Here is a 22,098-nt window from a genome sequence, read left to right as displayed (position 1 = left end):
TGGATAAGCTGGGTATGGATGGCCCTGATGCAGGCCTGGCAAGGGCTCTGGCGAGCTGTGCAGCCATCGTCCGGCCGGCGTTGCCCGGGCTATGAGAAGGGCGCCGGTTTCTGGCACTGTGGATACCTTGCATGCCCATCCGGCCGAGCGCTGCCTGATGCGTCCAATGGCCAACGATCCGAGGAGATTTCCATGACGTCCACCCTGTTCATCACCGGTGCCACTTCCGGCTTTGGCGAGGCTTGCGCCCGTCGTTTCGCCGAGGCGGGCTGGTCGCTGGTGATCACCGGCCGCCGCGAGGAGCGCCTGCAGGCACTGGCCGAGGAGCTTGGCGAGAAGGTCGAGGTGTTGCCGCTGGTGGTCGACGTGCGTGACCGTGCGGCAATGGAGGCGGCCATCGGTGGCCTGCCGGAACGTTTCGGCAAGCTGCGTGGCCTGATCAACAACGCCGGCCTGGCCCTGGGTACCGACCCGGCGCCCAAGTGCAGCCTGGATGACTGGGACACCATGGTCGACACCAACATCAAGGGCTTGCTCTACACCACCCGTCTGCTGCTGCCGAAGCTGATCGCCCACGGGCGCGGCGCCGGCATCGTCAACCTCGGCTCCATCGCCGGCAGCTACCCCTATCCGGGCAGCCACGTGTATGGCGGCACCAAGGCCTTCGTGCGGCAGTTCTCGCTGAACCTGCGCAACGACCTGGTGGGCACCGGCGTGCGCGTCACCGACATCGAGCCGGGGTTGTGCGAGAGCGAGTTCTCCCTGGTGCGCTTCGGCGGCGATCAGGCCAAGTACGACGCCACCTACGCGGGCGCCGAGCCAATCCAGCCGCAGGACATCGCCGAGACCATCTTCTGGGTGCTGAACCAGCCGGCACACATCAACATCAACACCCTGGAGCTGATGCCGGTGAGCCAGACCTGGGCCGGCTTCTCTATTGATCGCTCAGTGAAGTGATGCGGGTCGAGCGCCCGAGCAGTTGCAGGGCGCGATCCGGGTAGTCGGTGATCAGGCCGTTCGCGCCCATGTCCAGCAGGTGGCGCATGGCCGGTTGCTCGTTGATGGTCCACAGCTGCACGTTGAGGCCGCGGTCGAGGGCGGTGGCCAGCAGGCTCGGCGTGGCCACTTCCAGGCCACTGCTGCGCTCGGGAATCTGCAGCGCCTGGTAGGAGGGTGACAGCAGGCGGCCGAGGCCTACCCAGTTCAACGCCAGCAGCAGCTTCACCGAGCCCGGGCTGGCCGAGGTGGCCACGTCCGGGCACTGCTCGCGGAAGCGTTTCAGGCTGCGCTCGTAGAAGCTGCCGACTATCACTTTGTCGTGCTGCTTCGCCTCGGTCAGCGCCGCGCAGAGGCGATCCTCCAGGCCCACGTCGGGCACCTTGATTTCGATGACCTTGGCCCTGTCCGGGAAGCGCTGCAGCACCGCCTGCAAGGTGGGGATGCGGATGCCCTGGCCACGATAGGGGTGGTTCTCGTCACCGTCGGCAGTCCAGTGGTAGCCGGCGTCCAGCTGTTGCGCGCGCTCCAGGGTCAGCCCGGCGATGGGGCCGCTGCCATCGGTGGTGCGGTCCACGTCTTCGTCATGCAGCACCACCATCTGGCCGTCGGCGGTCAGGCGGATGTCCATCTCCAGCATGTCCACGCCCAGCGCATCGGCGCGCTCGAAGGCGAACAGCGTGTTCTCCGGCCACAGGCCGCGGCCACCGCGATGGGCGATCACCAGCGGCTGGTCGCCCAGGGCCTGGATCACCGGCGGCGGCGAGGCCGGTTGGCTGGTCAAGGCGAGTACCACGATGGCGACGGCGATCAGCAGCAGGGGAATGAGCAGGAAACGGGCGAAACGCATGGCGATATTCCGAGGAAGAGGGACGGGCGTGCCGAATCAGACGCGAGGACTATGACAAAGGTGTGACGGGAAGGCGAGGCCCTGCCGCTGCGCTTGTGCACACGGGGGAAACACGGCGGGAGAAGAGGAGAGCGGCCGGCCAGGGGAGGATGGGGGAGCCCCTGGCCAGCCGCTGCAACGCGGGGGAAATCAGCCCGCCAGCAGCCAGGCACCGGCCACGGCGGAGGCGCCACCGGCAACGCGAACCAGGGGGGCGGCGGCTTGCGGCAGCACGCGCACCAGGCCGTAGCCGGCGGCGTGCAGGGCGGCGGTGGCGGCGACGAAGCCGGCGGCATAGCCCCAGGGGCTGGCCAGCTCAGGCAGCTCCAGGCCGTGGGCGACGCCGTGGGCCAGGGCGAACAGGGCGGTCAGGCTGACGGCGACGAACATCGGCGGGCGCACGGCCACGGCCACCAGCAGGCCGAGTGCGAGCACCGAGGCGGCGATGCCGGTTTCCATGAAGGGCAGCTCCAGGCCTTCGAAGCCCAGCAGGCCGCCGAGCAGCATGGTGCCGACGAAGGTCACCGGCAGCGCCCAGCGCGCGGCACCCTGCTGCTGCGCGGCCCAGAGGCCCACGGCGAGCATGGCCAGCAGGTGGTCGAGACCGGTGATGGGGTGGGCGACGCCCGCCATCAGGCCCGAGGAATCATGCCCGGGGTGGGCGAAGGCCAGCGCCGGGGTGAGGAACAGGGCGAGGGCGTAGAGGGTTTTGCGAAGGGTCATGTGTGGCTCCTTGTTGTTCGGGTCAGGCAGCGCCGAGCAGGCCCTGCTTCTCGATGAAGGCGATGATCTCGTCGAGACCCTGGCCGACCTTCTGGTTGCTGAAGACGAAGGGCTTGTCGCCGCGCATCTTGCGGGCGTCGCGGTCCATCACCTCGAGGGAGGCGCCGACCATGGGCGCCAGGTCGACCTTGTTGATCACCAGCAGGTCGGACTTGCAGATGCCCGGGCCACCCTTGCGCGGCAGCTTGTCGCCGGCGGAGACGTCGATCACGTAGAGGGTCAGGTCCGACAGCTCCGGGCTGAAGGTGGCGGAGAGGTTGTCACCACCGGACTCGACGATGATCAGCTCCAGGCCGGGGAAGCGGCGGTTGAGCTGGTCGACGGCTTCGAGGTTGATCGAGGCGTCTTCGCGGATAGCCGTGTGCGGGCAGCCGCCGGTTTCCACGCCGATGATGCGCTCGGGGTCCAGGGCCTCGTTGCGCACCAGGAACTGGGCGTCTTCCTGGGTGTAGATGTCGTTGGTCACCACGGCCAGGTTGTAGCGGTCGCGCAGGGCGCGGCAGAGGGCCAGGGTGAGGGCGGTCTTGCCGGAACCGACGGGGCCGCCGATGCCGACGCGCAGGGGGTGGCTGTGCATGTTGCTCTCCTAGGAACGGAACAGACGGCTGTACTGGCGCTCGTGCGCCATGCTCGCCAGGGCCAGGCCGAAGGCGGCGCTGCCCCACTGGTTTTCGGGAATCTCGCTGGCCGTCTCCTGCGCCTTCTGCAGGGCCGGCAACAAGGTGGACGTCAGGCGCTGGGCGGCTTGCTGGCCCAGCGGCAGGGTTTTCATCAGCACCGCCAGCTGGTTTTCCAGCCAGCCCCAGAGCCAGGCGGCGAGGGCGTCCTGCGGGGGGATGCCCCAGGCGCGGGCGGCCAGGGCCCAGGCCACGCCTAGCACCGGTTCGTCGAGGGCGGCGAGGGCGTTGCGACCGGCTTCGTCCAGCTCGGGCAGGCCTTCGAGCAACTGCTGCAACGAGTAGCCCATCTGCCGGTTTTCCAGCTGCAGCTCGCGGGTTTCGCGGCTGGCGCGCTGGCAGCCGCCCAGTTGCGCGAGGCCGGCCCAGTCCTCTTCGGCGGCAGCTTCGCAAAGCGCCAACAGCAGCGGGGCTTCGAAGCGGGCGAGGTTGAGGCGCAACTGGTCGGTGATCCAGCGTTCGGCGCTCGGTGCGTCATGCACCTGGCCCTGGTCCACCGCCAGCTCCAGCCCTTGGGAGTAGCTGTAGCCACCGATGGGCAGTTGCGGGCTGGCCAGGCGCAACAGTTGCCAGGCGTTGTTCACGTCCGCACTCCGAACTGGTGCAGGCGCGGGGCGTAGTTGAAGTCGGCGTCGCCGTGGTGGGAGTGGTGGTGGCCGCCGCCGTAGGCACCGTGCTCCGGCTGGAAGCCGGCTTCGATGCGTTCGACCTGGGCGCCGAGCTGTTCGAGCATGGCCAGCAGCACGTAGTCGTCCAGCAGGCGCAGCCAGCCGTCGCCGATCTGCAGGGCGACGTGGCGGTTGCCCAGGTGGTAGGCGGCGCGGGTCAGTTCGAAGGCATTGGCGCAGGTGACGTGGAGCAGCGCCTCGGGGCGGGCGCACACCCGCACCACGCGGCCGTCCTGGGCCAGCAGGCAGTCGCCATCGCGCAGGGGCGGTTGGCCGCGCTCGAGGAACAGGCCGACGTCTTCACCCTTGACGCTGAAGCAGCGCAGGCGGCTCTTGCTGCGCGCCTCATAGGTGAGCAGCAGTTCTTCGTCCCAGCGCGTGCGGGCTTCGGTTCTTTCCTGGATGACCAGCATGGGGTGGTTCCGGCAGTGTGCAATGCCGGTGCTAGAGCAAGGTGCTTGCCAAGACACGGCAGAGCCCCGTAGCGCGGGCTCTGGGGCAGAGGCTGCCTGTTATCGGGGCGTGGTTCTGCGTTGTCCTGGTGCGCGCTGTTCCGTTTTGGTGCGCGCTGTCGGCTCGGTCAGCTTTTCGCCTTGCCGAGGCCTTGCCAGTGCTTGCCGCCGACCATGATGAAGCGCAGCTGCTGGATCATTTTCACCTCGGGGGTGAGGTGCGCGGGCAGGCCCTGGGCGGGCGGGTCGATGAGTTCCGGCAGGGTGGCGAACACCGTTTTCACCACCAGGTCGGAGATCACGTCCAGGGCGGGCTCGTCCAGGTGCGGCATGCGGTTGATCAGGCGCAGGTCGGCGGCGAGGTCGTCGGTGATGCGCTGGCGCAGGGTGGCGATGGCCTGGCGCACCGGCTGCGAGCCACCGTACTGCTCGCGGGCGAGGAACAGGAACTGGCCGCGATTGGCTTGCACCGCGTCGAGGAAGATGCGCACCGAGGCGTCGATGATGCCGCCCATCTCGAATTCGTTGTGGCGAACCATGCGGATGGTGTCGCGGAAGGTCTCGCCCACTTCGCTGACCAGTTCCAGGCCGAGCTGGTCCATGTCGACGAAGTGGCGATAGAAGCCCGTGGGCACGATGCCGGCGGTGCGCGCCACTTCGCGCAGGCTCAGGCTGCCGAAACCGCGGCCGCTGTCCATCAGCATGCGCGCGGCATCCATCAGGGCCTGACGGGTCTGCTGTTTCTGTTCCGAGCGTGGGGTCATGGAGCCGGTTCGCGGGGTGAGGGTGCGGCGCACTCTAGCAAATGCCCCCTGTCGGTGCGAACCGCTTTCAGTGAACAGTTGTTGACTGAAAGCGGGGCGCTCATGCAGGCTAGTGAACAAGTGTTCACTGGTGTTGCCGATGCCCCTCATTCCCCTGTCCCTCGCCCGCCACCTGGCGCCCGGCCTGAAGCCCCTGCGGGCGCTCGCCGAGCGTGCCTGGCTGCGTGAAGCCGAGGTCGATTTCTTTCTCGCCGCGCTGCACCCGCTGTTGCGCCTGAACCGTGTCTTCGCCCGGCTGGAGGCGCGCCAATGGGTCGCGGACGACATGCTGGCGTTGACCTTTCGCGTCAACGGCAACGCCCGGGGTTGGCGCCCCGGTCAGCATGTGCAACTGCACCAGACCCTCGATGGCGTACGCCTGGGGCGCAGCTACAGCCTGACCGCCGTGCACGGCGATGGCCGCGTGGAGCTGGCGATCAAGCGCCAGCCGGGCGGGCGCCTGTCCAACCGCCTGGTGGATTTCCTCGAGATCGGCACGCTGGTGGAGATGGGCCAGGCCGATGGCGAACTGCACTGGCCGCAGGGGGCTGCCGGCGTGTTGCTGCTGGCCGCCGGCAGCGGCATCACGCCGGTGCTGGGCATGCTGCGCGAGGCACTGGCCCAGGGCTTCACCGCGCCGGTGACCTTGCTGCACTACGTGCGCCAGCGCGGCCAACGGGCCTTCGCCGATGAGCTGCAGGCGTTGGCGCGGCGCTACCCGAACTTCACTGTGCGCTGGTCCATCAGTGGTGAAGCGCCGGTTGCCGATGAGCTGACCGGGCGCTTCCAAGCCGATCATCTGCGGCACAGCGTCGCCAGTGACTTGTTGGCCTGCGGGCCCCATGGCTTCGTCTCCCTGGTGCGCCAGTGGTGGCAGGCCGAACCGCGCCAGGGCAGCCTGCAGCTGGAGGCCTTCAGTGCCGCGCCGGTGAACACGGCCGAGCCCGCGCGCCAGGTGCGCCTGGGCTTCGCCCGCTCGCGCAGCGAGATGCAGGGCGACAGCCGCTACAACCTGCTGGAGCAGGCCGAGGCCCATGGCCTGCGCCCGGCCCACGGTTGCCGCCAGGGCGTGTGCACCGCCTGCACCTGCCAACTGGTCAGCGGCACGGTGCGCGACTTGCGCACCGGCGCGCTGTTCGCCGAACCGGGCCAGCCCATTCGCCTGTGCGTCAGCGCGCCCCACAGCGACCTGGTGATCGACCTCTGAACCGGCGCTACGCCGACAACGCCTCAACGAGCGAGAACGACATGCGTATCGACCGAGAATTGGGCCCCGCAGAGCTGCAGGCCTTCGCTGCCGAGCTGGACGCCTTGCGCCAGCGCACCCTGGACGACCTGGGCGAGGCGGACGCCCGCTACATCCGCCGCATCCGTGCCGTGACCCGCGCCTGTTGCTGGGCCGGCCGGCTGCTGTTGCTGCTCGGCTGGTTCCCGCCCACCTGGCTGCTGGGCAGCGCCCTGCTGGGGCTGGGCAAGATCCTCGAGAACATGGAACTGGGCCACAACGTGATGCACGGCCAGTACGACTGGATGAACGACCCGGAATTCTCCGGGCAGCGCTACGAGTGGGACATCGTCGGGCCGGGGGATTTCTGGCGGCACACCCACAACCACATCCATCACACCTACACCAATGTGCTGGGCCGCGACGACGATGTCGGCTATGGCCTGGTGCGGCTGTTCCCCGAGCAGCGCTGGAAGCCCTTCTACCGCTGGCAGCCGCTGTGGGTGACCTTGCAGGCGCTGCTGTTCCAGTTCTCCGTGGCGGTGCAGCACCTGCGCCTGGACCAGTACTTCAAGGGCCGCATGAGCCGCGATGAGCTGCGCCCGCGCCTGCGCCAGTTCAATGCCAAGGTGCTGCGCCAGCTGGTCAAGGACTACCTGTTCTTCCCCCTGGTCGCGCTGGCGCTGGGTGCCAACGCCTGGGCGGTGGTGGCGGGCAATGCCCTGGCCAACCTGATCCGCAACCTGTGGACCTTCACCGTGATCTTCTGCGGCCACTTCACCGAGCAGGCCGTAGTGTTCCCCCCCGAGGTGCTGGAAGGCGAGACCCGGGGCCAGTGGTACCTGCGCCAGCTGCGCGGCTCCAGCAACCTCGCCGGCGGGCCGCTGCTGCATATCCTCACCGGCAATCTCAGCCACCAGATCGAGCACCACCTGTTCCCCGACCTGCCGGCGCGTCGCTATGCCGCCCTGTCGCGGGAGGTGAGGGAGATCGCCCGGCGCTACGGCCAGGTCTACAACAGCGGCCGGCTCTCGGCGCAGTTCGCCACCGTGCTCAAGCGCATCTGGATCTACCGTTCGCCACCGGCGGCCGTCCCGGCCTGACCCCAGAAATGCGAAAGCCCGGCGTGTGCCGGGCTTTCAGTCTGTGGAGGGACGCCGTGTGGGCGGCGCATCTGTTCTCGCCTCAGTGAGCGAACCCACTTCAGACGGCGCGGAAGCCAGGAGTACGGTCGGCACCATCTTCGGCGACGCGGAAGCCCGGAGTGCGGTCGGCACCGTCTTCGGCAATGCGGAAGCCAGGGGTGCGGTCAGCGCCGTCTTCGGCAACGCGGAAGCCAGGGGTGCGGTCGGCACCGTCTTCGGCAACGCGGAAGCCAGGAGTGCGGTCAGCGCCGTCTTCGGCAACGCGGAAGCCGGGAGTACGTTCGGCGCCACCTTCGGCGACACGGTTCAGGGTGCGTTCGGCACCGCCTTCGGCAACGCGCAGGCCGGGGGTGCGATCGGAGCCGTTTTCGGCAACCGGCTCGACGACCTGGATGAAGCCGCTGTTGTCGCGGGATTCGCCCAGAACCGGTTGCGGCTCGGAGGGCAGGGCAAAGGCGGTGGCGGAAAGGCTGGTCAGGAACAGGGCGGCAATGGCATGGGCTTTCATGATCTGTGGCTCCTCGTGGGGGGCTGGTAAGTGACTACGGAGCCAATGTTACGGAGCACCCGGAAAGGCCAGAAGTGAAGGCGGGCGATAGTGAGCATCGATCTCTTTAATGGTTGAATTTTCCATTCAAGATCAATGGGTTGAAGGTGTTTTTGGCGCTTCTTCGCAGGCCTGGAACAGGCTTTGCGGGCTTCTTATCGATGGCGGTGATGCGGGCCGTGGCAGTCGGTGAGCGATGGAGGCGCGCGTGTCGGGTTGCACCCGACCTACAGGTTCCGGCTACCGATGATGGGGGCGTAGGGCGGGTGAAACCCGCGTGTGTATCAGGGCAGGGTGTGCCAGGTTGGCGGCGGGGGAATGGCGGGCAATAAAAAGCCCGGCCGGTGCCGGGCTTTGACTGCAGGGTGAAGCAGGGGTGCTGTCAGACCACGCCGTGGGCTTGCAGCAGACGGTCGGAGCCACCTTCGGCAACACGGTTCAGGGTGCGTTCGGCACCGCCTTCAGCGACACGGAAAGCCGGGGTGCGTTCGGCGCCACCTTCGGCAACGCGGTTCAGGGTACGTTCGGCACCGCCTTCAGCAACGCGGAAGCCAGGGGTGCGTTCAGCGCCGCCTTCGGCGACACGGAAGCCAGGGGTACGTTCGGCACCGCCTTCGGCGACACGGAAGCCAGGGGTACGTTCGGCACCGCCTTCAGCAACGCGGAAGCCAGGGGTACGTTCGGCGCCACCTTCGGCGACACGGAAGCCAGGGGTGCGTTCAGCGCCGCCTTCAGCGACACGGAAGCCAGGGGTACGTTCAGCGCCGCCTTCAGCGACACGGAAGCCAGGAGTACGTTCGGCGCCACCTTCGGCAACACGGTTCAGGGTGCGCTCTGCACCGCCCTCGGCGACGCGGTCGATGACCATGTAGGCGCCTTCGCCTTCAGCGACCAGCGGATAGGAAACAGCGGATTGGACGACCGGGATGGCGAACAGGCCGGTGAGGAACAGGGTGGCGAGGACTTGGGTTTTCATGTCGGTATCTCCTGGGTTGTGGGGGGTAGCAAGTGGCTACGGGGCCCATGTTACGGACGGCCAGGCGATTAAAAAGTGATCACTCGCGATAGTCGGCATCGACGCCGGTGATGATTGGAAAAGCGCTTTCGAATCAATCGTTTGCTTGTTTCCATGGCGCTTCCTGAGGGGGCCTTGGGCGGTTTAAGCTGCGCGCCCCGGTGAATTTCCGCCTGTATTTACCGGAGTCATCCGCCGCGTTTGCCAGTCGATAGATCAACAAGCCTCGTGTATCGAACCCGCCTCCGGGGCCCGATGCCGCCATAAGAAGGAGACGTGCATGTCGCGTGGACGTAGGATCCTCGCCTGGACCACCGCCAGCCTGGTGCTGCTGTTGGCCGCCCTGGTGGTGTTCGTCGCCACCTTCGATTGGAACCGCATCAAGCCGACGCTCAATGCCCGGGTTTCCGAAACCCTGGGCCGCCCCTTCGCCATCAATGGCGACCTTAGCGTGAGGTGGCAGCGCGAGCCGGAGGAAGAGGGCCTGCGCGCCTGGGTGCCCTGGCCCCACGTGAAGGCCGAGGACCTGACCCTGGGCAACCCCGAGTGGGCCAAGGAGCAGCAGTTCGTCACCCTCGCGCGCGTGGAGGCGAGCGTGTCGCCGCTGCCGTTGCTGTGGAAGACCGTGACCATCCCGCGTATCGACCTGACCGAGCCGCGCGCCGACCTCAAGCGCCGCGCCGACGGCAGCAACAACTGGACATTCGATAAGCTCGCCAGCACCCCCGAGCAGGCCGACGAGAAACCCTCCGCCTGGACCCTGGACATCGGCGCCATCGGTTTCGACAAGGGCCAGGTGAAGGTGGACGACCAGCCCACGCAGACGCGCCTGGAAGTGCTGGTGGACCCGCTGGGCAAGCCGATCCCCTTCAGCGACATCGTTGGCGAGAAGGCCGCTGGCAAGGCGGCGGGGCAGGGCGACGCGCCCCAGGACTACGCCTTCGGCTGGAAGGTCAAGGGCAGCTACAAGGGCCAGGCGCTGGATGGCAGCGGCAAGATCGGCGGGCTGCTGGCGCTCAAGGACGCGCGCAAGCCCTTCCCCCTGCAGGCCGACCTGCGCATCGGCGCCACCCGCATCGCCCTGGTCGGTACCCTCACCGACCCGACGCACCTGGGCGCCCTGGACCTGCGCCTGAAGCTGGCCGGCAACAGCCTGGGCAACCTCTACCCGCTGACCGGCGTGACCCTGCCCGATACGCCGGCCTATTCCACCGATGGCCGCCTGGTGGCGCAGCTGCAGGATCCGGCGGGCCCGCAGTTCCATTACCAGGGCTTCAACGGTGCCATTGGCGACAGCGACATCCATGGCGACCTGCACTTCGTCGCCCGCCAGCCCCGGCCCAAGCTGTCCGGTGCGCTGACCTCCAACCAGCTGCGCTTCGCCGACCTGGCGCCGCTGATCGGTGCCGACTCCAATGCCGAGAAGAAGGAGCGCGGCGTGGCCAGCAAGCAGCCGGCGGACAAGGTGCTGCCGGTGGAGGAATTCCGCACCGAGCGCTGGCGGCAGATGGATGCCGACGTGCGTTTCACCGGCAAGCGCATCGTCCACAGCGACAAGCTGCCCTTCAATGACCTCGACACCCATGTGGTGCTCAACGACGGCAAGCTGAGCCTGGAGCCCCTGCGCTTCGGCATGGCCGGCGGCAGCCTGGATTCCACCATCCGCCTGGACGGCAGCAGCGTGCCCCTGCAGGGCAGTGCCCGGCTCAGCGCGCGGCACTTCAAGCTCAAGCAGCTGTTCCCCAGCTTCGAGCCCATGCGCACCAGCTTCGGTGAACTCAACGGTGACGCCGACCTGGCGGGCACCGGTAACTCGGTGGCCGCCCTGCTGGGCAGCGCCAACGGCAACCTCAAGCTGCTGATCAACGACGGTGCGGTGAGCCGTGGGCTGATGGAGATCGCCGGGCTCAACGTGGGCAACTACCTGGTGGGCAAGCTGTTCGGCGACGACGAGGTGAAGATCAACTGCGCCGCTGCCGACCTCAAGCTGACCAAGGGCCTGGTGACGCCGCGGGTGTTCATCTTCGATACCGAGAACGCGCTGATCCAGATCGACGGTTCGGCCAACCTCGCCAGCGAGCGCCTGGACATGACCGTCACCCCGGAATCAAAGGGCGTGCGCATCTTCTCCCTGCGCTCGCCGCTCTATGTGCGCGGCACCTTCAAGAAGCCGGACGCGGGGGTCAAGGCGGTGCCGCTGATCGCCCGTGGCGCCGGCATGGTGGTGCTGGGCGCCGTGGTGGCCCCGGCCGCCGGGCTGCTGGCCCTGGTCGCGCCGAGCGGTGGAGGCGATGTCACCAACACCTGCACGCCGCTGCTGGAGAAGATGCGCAAGGCCAATTGAGGCGGGGGCTTTCCGTAGGTTGGCGCCGAGCGTAGCGAGGCCCAACGACGTGGCGCTTGGCATCGCTGCGTTGGGTTTCGTGCCTCTACCCAACCTACGGGATGCGCGCGTGCGGAATAGCGGATGCTCGTGACTCCCGGGCTGAAGCCCGGGCTACCCGGTTGCGAAGTTCGTGCGCGGGCTGGCGGGTTGCCCGTGACCCGGGCTGAAGCCCGGGCGACGGGGTGGGGGAGGGGTTACTTCAGGTCGGCGAGGATATCGGCCATGTCGTCGGCGTGTTCTTCCTCCTGCTCGAGGATTTCTTCGAACAGGCGGCGGGTGGTCGGGTCCTTATCGCCGAGGTACTGGATGATCTCGCGGTAGCTGTCGACGGCGATGCGCTCGGCGATCAGGTCTTCGGTGACCATCTCGCGCAGGTTTTCTCCGGCGACGTATTGGGCATGGGAGCGGGCTTCCAGGCCGGCGGGGTTGAAGTCCGGTTCGCCACCCAGTTGCACGATGCGTTCGGCCAGGCGGTCGGCATGCTGCTGTTCCTGCTGGGCGTGTTCGAGGAATTCGCTGGCAGCGATGCTCGCCTTGAGCCCGGTGGCCATGTAGTAGTGGCGCTTGTAGCGCAGGTAGCAGACCAGCTCGGTGGCCAGCGACTCGTTGAGCAGGCGCAGCACGGTGGCGCGGTCAGCGTGGTAGCCCTCGGTCACGGCGCCGTCCAGCACGTTCTGCCGGGCGCGCTGACGCAGGGTGTTCACATCGGTCAGTTGCACATCACTCATCAGGGTTCTCCTTGGCTAATCAGGCCCGGGTGCCTGGCTCTGGCGGCCGGTGGCGTCGTGGGCCCTACCTGGGATGTGAGTGATACGCAGCGGGAAAAGTTTAGGAAATCTGCGCACCTGGGGCGTCAGTCCAGGCGATCGCGTTCCACGTTCTCGCGCTGCCTGCAGGTCATGAACCCCATGTGCTGGACCCGGCCGCTGGCGCCGAAGCTGACGTGGTAGGCCTGCTGGTGGCCCTCGTGATTGAGGATGTAGTTGTTGCAGGAGCCGGGGTGCACGCTGCGCTGGACGATGGAGGAGGGGCGCCCGCCGATGGCCTGTACCTGCTCCTTGGTCATGCCTTCTTCCACCTGCCGCACCAGGGGTTCATTGCGGTAGGTGATGTAGTCGGTGGGGTTCTCGATCTTGCTGGCGCAACCGGACACCGAGCCCAGAGCGGCCGCGAGCAGGAGCGCGCGCTTGAACATGCTGATGGTCCTCGATGATCCGCTGTAAATAACAGCGCTTGGACATCAACGAGGCTCGCCGGTTCGCTATTTATTTGCGCCGGGGCTGTGCGTGGGTTGGCAATTCTGGCATTTGGCCACTGCGGCGCCCGGTGATCCGGGCGCCGCAACGGATCAGATCTTCGCCGCCTCGGCTTCGTGCTTCTGCCATTGCTCGCAGGTCATGAAACCCTTGCTGTCGACCCGGCCGGCATCGCTGAAGCTGACGTAGTAGGGCTGCTGGTGGCCCTCCTTGTTCAGCACGTAGTTGTTGCAGGTGCCGGGGTGCACGGTGCGCTGGATTTCAGTGGAAGGCGGGCCGCCGATGGTCAGCACCTGGTCCTTGGTCATGCCGTCCTCGACCTTTTCCACCAGGGGTTCATGGCGGTAGGTGACGTAGTCGGTGGGGTTCTCGAACTTGGTGCTGCAACCGGCTACCGATGCCAGCACGAACACTGCCGCGAGCGTTTCCTTGTACATGGTGGTTTTCCTCGTAGTGGCCGTTGAAGCCGTCACGACTTCTGAGTGGCGAATGGCCAGACGAGTTCGAAGAATTTGTCGCCCCGGGCTACTGGGCGGCCTTCTCGGCATCCTGCAGGCGCTGCTGGTTGACGGCGTTGGCCTGGTCGATCTGCTGCTTGAGCTGGTCCATCTGCTGCTGGGCCTGCTGCGCCTGCTCGGCTTGCAGCTTGGCCTGGGCCGCACCGGTGGCGGCGGTTTCGCCGAGGCCGCAGCCGGCGAGCAGGAGTAAGGGGAGGCAGGTCAGCAGGCGTTTCATGGCGGGGCTCCGCAGGTGGGCGATGCCGGCGAAGGTAATCCAGCGGCGGGGTCGCCGCCAGGGGCGCCGCACGAACGTCGTGGGGCGCCCGACGTCCGGCTCAGCCGTAGCGTTTGCGCGCCTCGATGGCCAGGCCGCTGCCGATGCTGCCGAAGGTGTTGCCTTCGACATGGCGGGCATTGGGCAGCAGGGCGGCGACGCTGTCACGCAGGGCAGGGATGCCGCTGGAACCGCCGGTGAAGAACACCGTGTCCACCTGTTCCACGCCGACGCCGGCATCGGCCAGCAGGCGCGTGACGCTGTCGCGGATGCGCTGCAGCAGCGGCTCGATGGCGTCTTCGAACAGGTGGCGGGTCAGTTCCACGCGCAGGCCCGGCTCGATGCGTTCGAGGTCGATCACGCGGTGACGCGCTTCGGTCAGCTCGATCTTGCTGTCTTCCACCTGCATCGCCAGCCAGTGCCCGGCGCGTTGCTCGATCAGGCGGAACAGGCGGTCGATGCCACGGGTGTCGACGATGTCGTAGCGCATGTTCTTCAGCGACAGCTGCGACTTCTGCGCATAGACGGCGTTGATGGTGTGCCAGGTGGCGAGGTTGAGGTGGTAGCTGGTGGGCATGAGGGCATCGCTCTTCATGCGGCTGCCGTAGCCGAATTGCGGCATCACGCCTTGCAGGCTGAGCTGCTTGTCGAAGTCGGTACCGCCCACGTGCACGCCGCCGGTGGCGAGGATGTCGCCCTGGCGGTCGGCCACGTCGCGACGCTCGGGGGACAGGCGCACCAGGGAGAAGTCGGACGTACCCCCGCCGATGTCGACGATCAGCACCAGCTCTTCGCGCTCGATGCTGCGCTCGTAGTCGAAGGCGGCGGCGATGGGCTCGAACTGGAAGGAGACGTCCTTGAAGCCGAGCTTGTTGGCCACGGCCACCAGGGTCGCCTGGGCTTCCTGGTCGGCGGCCGGGTCGTCGTCGACGAAGAACACCGGGCGGCCCAGTACCACCTGGTCGAACTCATGGCCGGCGAGCGCCTCGGCGCGCTTCTTCAGCTCGCCGATGAACAGGCCCAGCAGGTCCTTGAAGGGCATGGCGCTGCCCAGCACGGTGGTCTCGCTCTTCAGCAGCGTGGAGCCCAGCAGGCTCTTCAGCGAGCGCATCAGGCGGCCTTCGTAGCCTTCCAGGTACTCGTGCAGGGCCAGGCGGCCATAGACCGGGCGGCGCTCTTCGATGTTGAAGAAGATCACCGAGGGCAGGGTGATCTTGCCGTCTTCCAGTGCGATCAGCGGCTCCACGTCCGGGCGCCACCAGCCGACGGTGGAGTTGGAGGTGCCGAAGTCGATGCCCAGGGCACGGGCTGCGGTGAAGTTGCTCATGGCGCGAGAAGTCCGGTGGAAAAAACGGCCGCGCAGTGTACGCGAGCCGAAGGCGCTTTGCTCAGGCGGCGAGGCGCAGTTCGTCGCAGTGGCTAGACTCCAGCTGACGCTTCGTCATCCCCCCATGGACCACCCGGGAGACCGCCCATGAAGTCGATCCGCCTGCCCCTGCTCGTACTCGCGCTGCTGGCCGCCAGCCAGGGTTTCGCCGCGACCCAGCAGGAGAAGATGAAGAGCTGCAACGCCGAGGCCACCGCCCAGGAACTCAAGGGTGATGCGCGCAAGACCTTCATGAGCAACTGCCTCAAGGCCACCCAGCAGGAGAAGATGATCAGCTGCAACAAGACCGCCAGCGAGAAGGCCCTCAAGGGCGATGAGCGCAAGGCCTTCCTCAGCGACTGCCTGAAGAAGAAATAGTCTCAGGCCAGGCCCAGGGTCAGCGCCGCCACCGCCAGGTAGCGGCCGGCCTTGGCCAGGGTCACCAGCAGCAGGAACACCCAGGGCGACTCGCGCATCAGCCCGGCCACCAGGGTCAGCGGGTCACCGATCACCGGCAGCCACGACAGCAACAGGGTCCAGCGCCCGTAGCGGCGATAGGTGGCCTGCGCCCGCGCGATGGCGGATTCGGACACGGGAAACCACTTCTTGTGGCGGAAGTCCGCCAGGAACCGGCCGAGCACCCAGTTCACCAGGGAGCCGAGCACGTTGCCCAGCGTCGCCACCAGTAGCAACGCCCACAGCGGCTGGCCACCCGCGAGCAGCAGTCCGGCCAGCACCGCTTCCGATTGCAGTGGCAGCAGGGTGGCGGCGCCGAAGGCGATGAGGAACAGGCTGGCGTAGGTAATCAGGTCCGGCATGCGGCGGGTTCCGGAGCGGTGGGAGCGAGGGCCGGGCGGCCCTCGCGAACGGCTTAGTGGCTGCTGTTCAGCTTGACCACGTCACCGGAAACGGTGGTGGTGTAGCCGGTCAGGACCCAGGCCCAGAACCAGTCTTCCTGGATCTGGGTGTTGATCATCGCGTCACCGCCCTTGGCCTTGATCGCGGCGTTCTGGGCCCGGATGAAGCGGTTGTTCTGCTGGACCGGAATCAGGCCGACGACCAGCAGGCCGGTAGCGCTGGCCTCGCTGTGGCCGATCACGGTGTATTGGCTGCTGTCGAGGTTCTGGGTCTTCATCGGGGTGCCGGTGCAGCCGGCGATGGCCAGTACGGACAGCAGGCCTGCGATCATCTTGAAGCTGTGTTTCACGTCATTCTCCTTGGTGAATCATCCCGCGATTCGTTCGCCGGGGCGCGCAATGTAGATGCGCTGGATGCAAAGGTGAACCCGGTGTGGCAACGCGTCACTGAATACAGATTGCGCCTACAGCCGATCGGAGGCCCGTTCGGCTAAAGGCAACTGAAAGCCTGGAGGGCTAGAATCTGTAACCTTGCTGCCATTGCTGTCGGACAATGTGACCGAGGGTGTGATACTTGCATCCCTGTGTCTCAACCATCCGCACCTGCCGTTTTGGAACCTCTAATGCGAAGAGCCTCTCACCACGAGTTGCGCACGGCCTTTCGTGCGCTGTTGAACTCGAAGACCTGCTATCACACCGCGTCCGTCTTCGACCCCATGTCCGCCCGCATCGCCGCCGACCTCGGCTTCGAAGTCGGCATCCTCGGCGGCTCGGTCGCCTCGCTGCAGGTACTGGCCGCCCCCGACTTCGCGCTGATCACCCTCAGCGAGTTCGTCGAGCAGGCCGTGCGTATCGGTCGCGTCAGCCGCCTGCCGGTGATCGCCGACGCCGACCACGGCTACGGCAACGCACTGAACGTGATGCGCACCGTGGTCGAGCTGGAGCGTGCCGGCATCGCCGCGCTGACCATCGAGGACACGCTGCTGCCGGCCCAGTTCGGGCGCAAGTCCACCGACCTGATCAGCGTCGAGGAAGGCGTCGGCAAGATTCGCGCGGCCCTGGAAGCCCGCGTCGACCCGGACCTGGCGATCATCGCCCGGACCCACGCCGGCGTGCTGACCACCGAGGAGGTGATTACCCGCACCAAGGCCTACCAGGCCGCCGGCGCCGATGGCATCTGCATGGTCGGCGTCACCGACTTCGAGCACCTGGAAACCATCGCTTCGCACCTCAGCGTGCCGCTGATGCTGGTCACCTATGGCAACCCGCAGCTGCGCGACAACCAGCGCCTGGCCGACCTCGGCGTGCGCATCGTGGTCAACGGCCACGCGGCCTACTTCGCCGCCATCAAGGCCACCTACGACTGCCTGCGCGAGCAGCGCCAGATCGACACCGCCGCCTCCGAGCTGAGCGCCACCGAGCTGACCCACAAGTACACCCTGCCCGAGGACTACATCATCTGGGCGCGGGAATACATGGATGTGAAGGAATAGCCCGGAACGACCTCCACTTGTCGCCCACCGGCCCGCGGCCTTGCAAAAGGCCGCCCGCCGCCCCCATAACCTTCCAATGAGCGGAATGAGATCGGGAGGTCGACATGGCCAGTGGTTGGGCGGGAGACGGTGCCGTACAGGAACAGATCGACAGCACCATCGAAGACGCCATCCAGCGGGCGCGCAGCCAGTTGCCCAAGGGCGAGAGCCTGACGCACTGCGAAGAATGCGACGCCATCATCCCCCAGGCACGGCGCGATGCCGTACCGGGCGTGCGCCTGTGCATCGCCTGCCAGAGCGAGCACGACCGCGAGCAGTCCAGCCACGCGGGCTATAACCGCCGGGGCAGCAAGGACAGCCAGTTGCGCTGAGGCGTTAGACGCGGATCAGAACAGCGCGCCGATATAGACCGCACCGCCGGCACCGGCCTGGATGCCCAGGTTGGCGCCACCCATCAGCAGGGCGCCGCGCGCCGACTGCATCAGTTGGCGGGTCAGCATCGGCGAGACGGTGAGGCTGGTCACCGGGCTGGCGTTCATCAGCATCACCGCGGCCAGCAGCTTGGCGTCGAGGCCGAACAGCATGGCCGTGCCGGATACGCCGACGGCGACGCCTGCGCCGATCTCCACGTACATGCAGGGCCCGGTGATGTCGTCACGGGTGAGGTCGCGGTCCACCAGGTCGTCCGCCACGAAAACCGCGCCGTCACTGGGGAAGGCTTCCGCCGCACCGGCACCGCCGATGCTCTTGCCCTTGATCTTGATATCCACCTTGCCGAAGCGCGGCAGCTTGGCGCCGAAGCCCACGCCGGCACCGAGGCCGCCATAGCGCAGGGCGACGTTCTCCCCCGAGGGCGAACGCAAGGTGATGGAGCCGCCACCGCCGGCGACGAAGGCGACCGTCAGGCCACCGCCACTGGCGGTGACATAGCCCCAGCGGCTCGGGTTGACGGGCAGGGGGATGGGCATCTTGGGCATTGCGGCTTCCTTGTGCGGTTCAGGCGATGTCGTAGCGGGGGCGCCTGAAGAGGGTCATCAATCCGGTGACCGTGAAGATGGAGCCCAGCAGGCCGAGGAAGGCCGAGGTGCCCCAGAGAGCGCCGAAGTCATCGACCACGGCCGAGGTGGCCGGAGCGTCGGCCTGGTAGTGCACCTTCACCGGCATGCCGACCTGGTAGCCGTAGATCCAGCCCCCCTGGGGGTAGGAGATGCGCGTACCGGTGCCGTCGGTGAATTCGATCTCCGGGTGGGAGCCGCCGGCATTCAGCGCGACGACGCTGCCGTCTGCCTCCAGGGCCGACTGCAGGAATCCCACGCGGGAAGAGGTCTGTATGGCCATCGCCGCGAGCAGCGCGATGCCGATCAGGGCGAAGAGACCGCCCTTGAGGCGGGGAAGCGGGGTATCGGACATCCTGTGGCGTTCCTGATCATCCGTGGGCATGGCCGGGGGAACTCCCGGCCACTGCGCTGGGACAGGCATCTGTCCCTGAGGTTCCCGTCAGGGCGACGGGAACCTGACCCATCAGGCCTTGGGGTTGGGGCCGTAGGCGTTGGTCTCCGGCACGCTGTCCTGAACCAGCAGGAACAGCAGGTACAGGCCGCCGAGGATCGGAACCAGGGCGATCAGCATCCACCAGCCGCTCTTGCCGATGTCGTGCAGGCGACGCGCGGTGACGCCCAGGGCCGGCAGCAGCACGGCGAGGCTGTACAGGTTGGCCAGCAGGGCCAGGTTCTCGTTGATCATGCCCAGGACCACGGACAGCACGACGGAGATCACGACGTTCACCAGGGTGAACATCCAGTACTCCTTGCGACGAGCGCGGCCGTTAAAGTCGAAGTAATGCTGCTTGATGCACTTCAAATACCATTCCATAACAAACTCCCTTTATTTGGCCGCGCTGAGCGGCACTCTCGTCTTCGTGGCAAGGCTTTGTCCTACACCGACGGTGTAGCTGGCTGACTATAGCGTTTCGTAACAAGGCATTGCGTGGGGGAGTTCACGACACGGCAAATTGCCATCGAGTCAATTCTGGAAGGGCGCTCAGCCCCGGGAAATGGGCTTTTGTCGGTAATGCCGGCAAGAAATCACCAGGATGCCGTCCGTTTCGACACGAAAGGTCAGGCTGTAGGGAAATTGCCGAAACAGGGCGCGGCGGACTTCGCCGTGTACGAGAGGGTGGGCCTGTGGATAAAGCAGGATTCCTTCCAGGCAGGTATCGAGCGCCCTGAGGAATTCGCGGCCCAGGCCGGGGGCGCAGGCGGCATACCAATCGCGGGCCTGTGTCAGCTCGCGTTCGGCCTCTGGGCGGAACCTGACCTTCACGCCTGGTCGGACCAGAGCCGTTTGCGCACGTCTTCCCAGTCGATGGCGGTTTCGGGGGCGTCGTCGTGGGCGGCCAGGCGCCGGTCGATTTCGCGACGTTCCTCGTCGGTCAACGGCGGAAGGTTTTCCGGGTGGGCGGCGACGCTGTCCCAGAGGTCTTCGGCCAACTGGATGCGTTCAGCGGGCGAGAGCTTGAGCAAGGCGTTGGGGAGGGCGGGGCGAGGCTGGGGCATGGCGGGCTCCCGGTGCGGGGAAATGGCGAAATCCTAGCACAGGGCGCTCATCCCCCCGCCGTGGCGGCAAGGGGGGATGGGCGCAAGCCTCAGAACAGGAAATACCGCTGCGCCATCGGCAGCACCTCGGCGGGTTCGCACCAGAGCAGCTGGCCGTCGGCTTTCACCTGGTAGGTTTGCGGGTCCACGTCGATGTCCGGGGTGTAGTCGTTGTGGATCAGGTCCTTCTTCTGCACGGTGCGGCAGCCCTTGACCACGGCGATGCGTTTCTTCAGGCCGAGCTGCTCGGGCACGCCGGCCTCCAGCGCGGCTTGGCTGATGAAGGTCAGGCTGGTGGCGTGGCGGCTGCCGGCGTAGCTGGCGAACATCGGGCGGTAGTGCACCGGTTGCGGGGTGGGGATCGAGGCGTTGGCGTCGCCCATCAGGCTGGCGGCGATGGCCCCGCCCTTGAGGATCAGCGTCGGCTTCACGCCGAAGAAGGCCGGGCGCCAGAGCACCAGGTCGGCCCACTTGCCCACTTCGATGGAGCCCACTTCATGGCTGATGCCGTGGGTGATGGCCGGATTGATGGTGTACTTGGCGATGTAGCGCTTGACCCGGAAGTTGCTGTTGCCGGCACCGTCGCTCTTCAGTGGGCCGCGCTGCTTGTGCATCTTGTCGGCGGTCTGCCAGGTGCGGGTGATCACCTCGCCCACACGGCCCATGGCCTGGCTGTCGGAGCTGATCATCGAGAACGCGCCGAGGTCGTGGAGGATGTCTTCGGCGGCGATGGTTTCGCGGCGGATGCGGCTTTCGGCGAAGGCCACGTCCTCGGCGATGCTCGGGTCCAGGTGGTGGCAGACCATGAGCATGTCCAGGTGCTCGTCGATGGTGTTGCGGGTGAAGGGCCGCGTCGGGTTGGTGGAGCTGGGCAGCACATTGGCGAAACCGCAGGCCTTGATGATGTCCGGCGCGTGGCCGCCGCCCGCGCCTTCGGTGTGGTAGGTGTGGATGGTGCGGCCCTTGAAGGCGCCCAGGGTGGTTTCGACGAAGCCGGATTCGTTGAGGGTGTCGGTGTGGATCGCCACCTGCACGTCGTACTGGTCGGCCACGCTCAGGCAGTTGTCGATGGCGGCCGGGGTGGTGCCCCAGTCCTCGTGCAGCTTGAGGCCGATGGCGCCGGCCCTGACCTGCTCGATCAGCGGCTGCGGCAGCGAGGCATTGCCCTTGCCGGTGAAGCCGATGTTCATCGGGAAGGCGTCGGCAGCCTGGAGCATGCGCGCCATGTGCCAGGGGCCCGAGGTGCAGGTGGTGGCGTTGGTGCCGGTGGCCGGCCCGGTGCCACCGCCGATCATGGTGGTGACGCCGCTCATGAGCGCCTCTTCGATCTGTTGCGGGCAGATGAAGTGGATATGGGTGTCGATGCCGCCGGCGGTGAGGATCATGCCCTCGCCGGCGATCACCTCGGTGCTGGCGCCGATGGCGATGGTGACGTCGGGCTGGATGTCCGGGTTGCCGGCCTTGCCGATCGCCGCGATGCGCCCGTCCTTCAGGCCGACGTCAGCCTTGACGATGCCCCAGTGGTCGATGATCAGCGCATTGGTGATCAGCGTGTCGACCACCTCGGCCGCCAGCAGCTGGCCCTGGCCCATGCCGTCGCGGATCACCTTGCCGCCGCCGAACTTCACTTCCTCGCCATAGGTGGTGAAGTCCTTCTCGACCTCGATCCACAGCTCGGTGTCGGCCAGGCGCACCTTGTCGCCGACGGTGGGGCCGAACATGTCGGCATAGGCTTGGCGGGAGATTTTCATGCTGAGTCCTGTCCGTAGGATGGGTTAGTCACGCAGTGACGTAACCCATCGATTGTTGGCAGTGATGGGTTTCGCTTCGCTCTACCCATCCTACGAATGCTGTGCGGCTGCGATCAAAGATCGCCCATCACCCTTCCGGCAAAGCCGAACACCCGGCGCAGGCCGGCGAGGTCCACCAGTTCCACCTCGCGGCTCTGGCCCGGCTCGAAGCGCACGGCGGTGCCGGCCGGGATGTTCAGGCGCATGCCGCGGGCGGCGGCGCGGTCGAAGGCGAGGGCGTCGTTGGTTTCGAAGAAGTGGTAGTGCGAGCCGACCTGGATCGGCCGGTCGCCGGTGTTGGCCACGCTCAGGGTCAGGGTGCGGCGGCCGGCGTTGAGTTCGATCTCGCCGTCCTGGATCTGGTATTCGCCGGGAATCATGG

General features: G+C 66.9%; 29 protein-coding genes. 7 read left to right on the top strand and 22 right to left on the bottom strand.

All coding sequences use genetic code 11. From position 1 onward, the window contains the following. The first annotated feature begins 192 nt into the window (after positions 1-192). Positions 193-957: an SDR family oxidoreductase gene (locus ACXI0U_RS20600; RefSeq protein WP_021222424.1), complete on the top strand. Its 765-nt coding sequence runs from the start codon at positions 193-195 to the stop codon at positions 955-957. On the opposite strand, the gene ACXI0U_RS20595 is transcribed toward ACXI0U_RS20600, so the two are convergent. From ACXI0U_RS20595 to ACXI0U_RS20570, 6 genes are all read right to left on the bottom strand, one after another. Next, a complete protein-coding gene (locus ACXI0U_RS20595; RefSeq protein ID WP_021222423.1) occupies positions 935-1,846 on the bottom strand; it encodes a glycerophosphodiester phosphodiesterase family protein in 912 nt (303 codons plus the stop codon). The two genes, ACXI0U_RS20600 and ACXI0U_RS20595, sit on opposite strands and share 23 nt — an antisense overlap. 189 nt (positions 1,847-2,035) lie before the next feature. Further along, positions 2,036-2,608, bottom strand: a complete 573-nt coding sequence (locus ACXI0U_RS20590) for a HupE/UreJ family protein (RefSeq protein WP_431482776.1) — start codon at positions 2,606-2,608, stop codon at positions 2,036-2,038. A gap of 22 nt (positions 2,609-2,630) precedes the next feature. Next, positions 2,631-3,245, bottom strand: a complete 615-nt coding sequence (gene ureG / locus ACXI0U_RS20585; RefSeq protein WP_431482775.1) for an urease accessory protein UreG — start codon at positions 3,243-3,245, stop codon at positions 2,631-2,633. Between the two features lie 9 nt (positions 3,246-3,254). After that, positions 3,255-3,929, bottom strand: coding sequence for an urease accessory protein UreF (locus tag ACXI0U_RS20580; RefSeq protein WP_423728016.1), 675 nt, complete (start codon positions 3,927-3,929; stop codon positions 3,255-3,257). After that, a complete protein-coding gene (gene ureE / locus ACXI0U_RS20575) occupies positions 3,926-4,426 on the bottom strand; it encodes an urease accessory protein UreE (RefSeq protein ID WP_043243583.1) in 501 nt (166 codons plus the stop codon). Before ureE ends, ACXI0U_RS20580 begins: the two co-directional genes overlap by 4 nt. A 167-nt stretch (positions 4,427-4,593) precedes the next feature. Continuing rightward, positions 4,594-5,229 (bottom strand): TetR family transcriptional regulator, encoded by a 636-nt coding sequence (locus ACXI0U_RS20570; protein ID WP_374979088.1) that lies wholly within the window; start codon positions 5,227-5,229, stop codon positions 4,594-4,596. Between the two features lie 139 nt (positions 5,230-5,368). On the opposite strand from ACXI0U_RS20570, the gene ACXI0U_RS20565 reads away from it, so the two are divergent. Both ACXI0U_RS20565 and ACXI0U_RS20560 read left to right on the top strand, forming a co-directional pair. Further along, a complete protein-coding gene (locus ACXI0U_RS20565; protein WP_431482774.1) occupies positions 5,369-6,475 on the top strand; it encodes a ferredoxin reductase in 1,107 nt (368 codons plus the stop codon). A 41-nt stretch (positions 6,476-6,516) separates the two neighbouring features. Further along, entirely contained in the window at positions 6,517-7,596 is a 1,080-nt protein-coding gene (locus ACXI0U_RS20560) for a fatty acid desaturase family protein (protein WP_374979086.1), read from the top strand. 100 nt (positions 7,597-7,696) lie between these two features. On the opposite strand, the gene ACXI0U_RS20555 is transcribed toward ACXI0U_RS20560, so the two are convergent. Next, positions 7,697-8,146 carry a phage infection protein gene (locus ACXI0U_RS20555; RefSeq protein ID WP_236209811.1) on the bottom strand — a complete coding sequence of 150 codons (450 nt, stop codon included), beginning with the start codon at positions 8,144-8,146 and terminating at the stop codon, positions 7,697-7,699. A gap of 421 nt (positions 8,147-8,567) precedes the next feature. After that, a complete protein-coding gene (locus tag ACXI0U_RS20550; RefSeq protein ID WP_431482773.1) occupies positions 8,568-9,161 on the bottom strand; it encodes a hypothetical protein in 594 nt (197 codons plus the stop codon). Positions 9,162-9,480: 319 nt separating this feature from the next. Here ACXI0U_RS20550 and ACXI0U_RS20545 point away from each other — a divergent pair, with 319 nt between their 5' ends. Continuing rightward, entirely contained in the window at positions 9,481-11,544 is a 2,064-nt protein-coding gene (locus ACXI0U_RS20545) for an AsmA family protein (RefSeq protein WP_431482772.1), read from the top strand. A 236-nt stretch (positions 11,545-11,780) separates the two neighbouring features. Here ACXI0U_RS20545 and ACXI0U_RS20540 read toward each other — a convergent pair whose 3' ends face one another. The 5 genes from ACXI0U_RS20540 to ACXI0U_RS20520 form a co-directional block, all read right to left on the bottom strand. Further along, complete coding sequence (locus ACXI0U_RS20540) at positions 11,781-12,314, bottom strand: ferritin-like domain-containing protein (protein WP_021222412.1); 534 nt, start codon at positions 12,312-12,314, stop codon at positions 11,781-11,783. Positions 12,315-12,439: 125 nt separating this feature from the next. Further along, positions 12,440-12,781: an osmotically-inducible lipoprotein OsmE gene (gene osmE / locus ACXI0U_RS20535; RefSeq protein WP_021222411.1), complete on the bottom strand. Its 342-nt coding sequence runs from the start codon at positions 12,779-12,781 to the stop codon at positions 12,440-12,442. Positions 12,782-12,934: 153 nt separating this feature from the next. Next, positions 12,935-13,279, bottom strand: coding sequence for an osmotically-inducible lipoprotein OsmE (gene osmE, locus ACXI0U_RS20530; protein ID WP_021222410.1), 345 nt, complete (start codon positions 13,277-13,279; stop codon positions 12,935-12,937). Positions 13,280-13,367: 88 nt separating this feature from the next. Then, positions 13,368-13,577 carry a hypothetical protein gene (locus ACXI0U_RS20525; protein WP_431482771.1) on the bottom strand — a complete coding sequence of 70 codons (210 nt, stop codon included), beginning with the start codon at positions 13,575-13,577 and terminating at the stop codon, positions 13,368-13,370. Positions 13,578-13,677: 100 nt separating this feature from the next. Continuing rightward, positions 13,678-14,943, bottom strand: a complete 1,266-nt coding sequence (locus ACXI0U_RS20520) for an Hsp70 family protein (protein ID WP_184492213.1) — start codon at positions 14,941-14,943, stop codon at positions 13,678-13,680. Positions 14,944-15,090: 147 nt separating this feature from the next. On the opposite strand from ACXI0U_RS20520, the gene ACXI0U_RS20515 reads away from it, so the two are divergent. Then, positions 15,091-15,360: a PsiF family protein gene (locus tag ACXI0U_RS20515; protein ID WP_021222407.1), complete on the top strand. Its 270-nt coding sequence runs from the start codon at positions 15,091-15,093 to the stop codon at positions 15,358-15,360. A gap of 2 nt (positions 15,361-15,362) precedes the next feature. Here ACXI0U_RS20515 and ACXI0U_RS20510 read toward each other — a convergent pair whose 3' ends face one another. Together ACXI0U_RS20510 and ACXI0U_RS20505 are read right to left on the bottom strand one after the other, a co-directional pair. Continuing rightward, complete coding sequence (locus ACXI0U_RS20510; RefSeq protein ID WP_374979082.1) at positions 15,363-15,800, bottom strand: YqaA family protein; 438 nt, start codon at positions 15,798-15,800, stop codon at positions 15,363-15,365. 53 nt (positions 15,801-15,853) lie between these two features. After that, positions 15,854-16,171, bottom strand: a complete 318-nt coding sequence (locus tag ACXI0U_RS20505) for a hypothetical protein (protein WP_374981957.1) — start codon at positions 16,169-16,171, stop codon at positions 15,854-15,856. A 291-nt stretch (positions 16,172-16,462) separates the two neighbouring features. On the opposite strand from ACXI0U_RS20505, the gene ACXI0U_RS20500 reads away from it, so the two are divergent. After that, positions 16,463-17,332, top strand: coding sequence for an isocitrate lyase/PEP mutase family protein (locus ACXI0U_RS20500; protein WP_043243596.1), 870 nt, complete (start codon positions 16,463-16,465; stop codon positions 17,330-17,332). A 104-nt stretch (positions 17,333-17,436) separates the two neighbouring features. Continuing rightward, entirely contained in the window at positions 17,437-17,703 is a 267-nt protein-coding gene (locus tag ACXI0U_RS20495; RefSeq protein WP_043243597.1) for a DksA/TraR family C4-type zinc finger protein, read from the top strand. Between the two features lie 15 nt (positions 17,704-17,718). Here the strand turns inward: ACXI0U_RS20495 and ACXI0U_RS20490 are convergent, their stop codons facing one another. The 7 genes from ACXI0U_RS20490 to ACXI0U_RS20460 form a co-directional block, all read right to left on the bottom strand. Further along, complete coding sequence (locus tag ACXI0U_RS20490; protein ID WP_043243599.1) at positions 17,719-18,309, bottom strand: hypothetical protein; 591 nt, start codon at positions 18,307-18,309, stop codon at positions 17,719-17,721. A 19-nt stretch (positions 18,310-18,328) separates the two neighbouring features. Next, positions 18,329-18,742: a DUF3592 domain-containing protein gene (locus ACXI0U_RS20485; RefSeq protein ID WP_021222401.1), complete on the bottom strand. Its 414-nt coding sequence runs from the start codon at positions 18,740-18,742 to the stop codon at positions 18,329-18,331. Between the two features lie 111 nt (positions 18,743-18,853). After that, a complete protein-coding gene (locus ACXI0U_RS20480) occupies positions 18,854-19,204 on the bottom strand; it encodes a DUF805 domain-containing protein (protein ID WP_021222400.1) in 351 nt (116 codons plus the stop codon). Between the two features lie 168 nt (positions 19,205-19,372). Further along, positions 19,373-19,654 (bottom strand): type II toxin-antitoxin system RelE/ParE family toxin, encoded by a 282-nt coding sequence (locus ACXI0U_RS20475; RefSeq protein WP_431482770.1) that lies wholly within the window; start codon positions 19,652-19,654, stop codon positions 19,373-19,375. Further along, on the bottom strand, positions 19,651-19,887 hold the full coding sequence (locus tag ACXI0U_RS20470) for an addiction module protein (protein WP_431482769.1): 237 nt from the start codon (positions 19,885-19,887) through the stop codon (positions 19,651-19,653). The genes ACXI0U_RS20475 and ACXI0U_RS20470 overlap by 4 nt, the downstream gene beginning before the upstream one ends. 89 nt (positions 19,888-19,976) lie before the next feature. Next, the gene (gene ureC, locus ACXI0U_RS20465) at positions 19,977-21,677 is read right to left on the bottom strand and encodes an urease subunit alpha (protein WP_431482768.1); all 1,701 of its coding nucleotides are present in this window, start codon (positions 21,675-21,677) and stop codon (positions 19,977-19,979) included. 113 nt (positions 21,678-21,790) lie between these two features. Beyond that, positions 21,791-22,096, bottom strand: coding sequence for an urease subunit beta (locus tag ACXI0U_RS20460; protein ID WP_021222397.1), 306 nt, complete (start codon positions 22,094-22,096; stop codon positions 21,791-21,793). Between the last annotated feature and the right edge of the window lie 2 nt (positions 22,097-22,098).

Source organism: Pseudomonas sp. C9D1, from assembly GCF_056491235.1.
The sequence above is the reverse complement of the archived record's forward strand: the minus strand, read 5'-3'. Positions and strand labels throughout refer to the sequence as shown.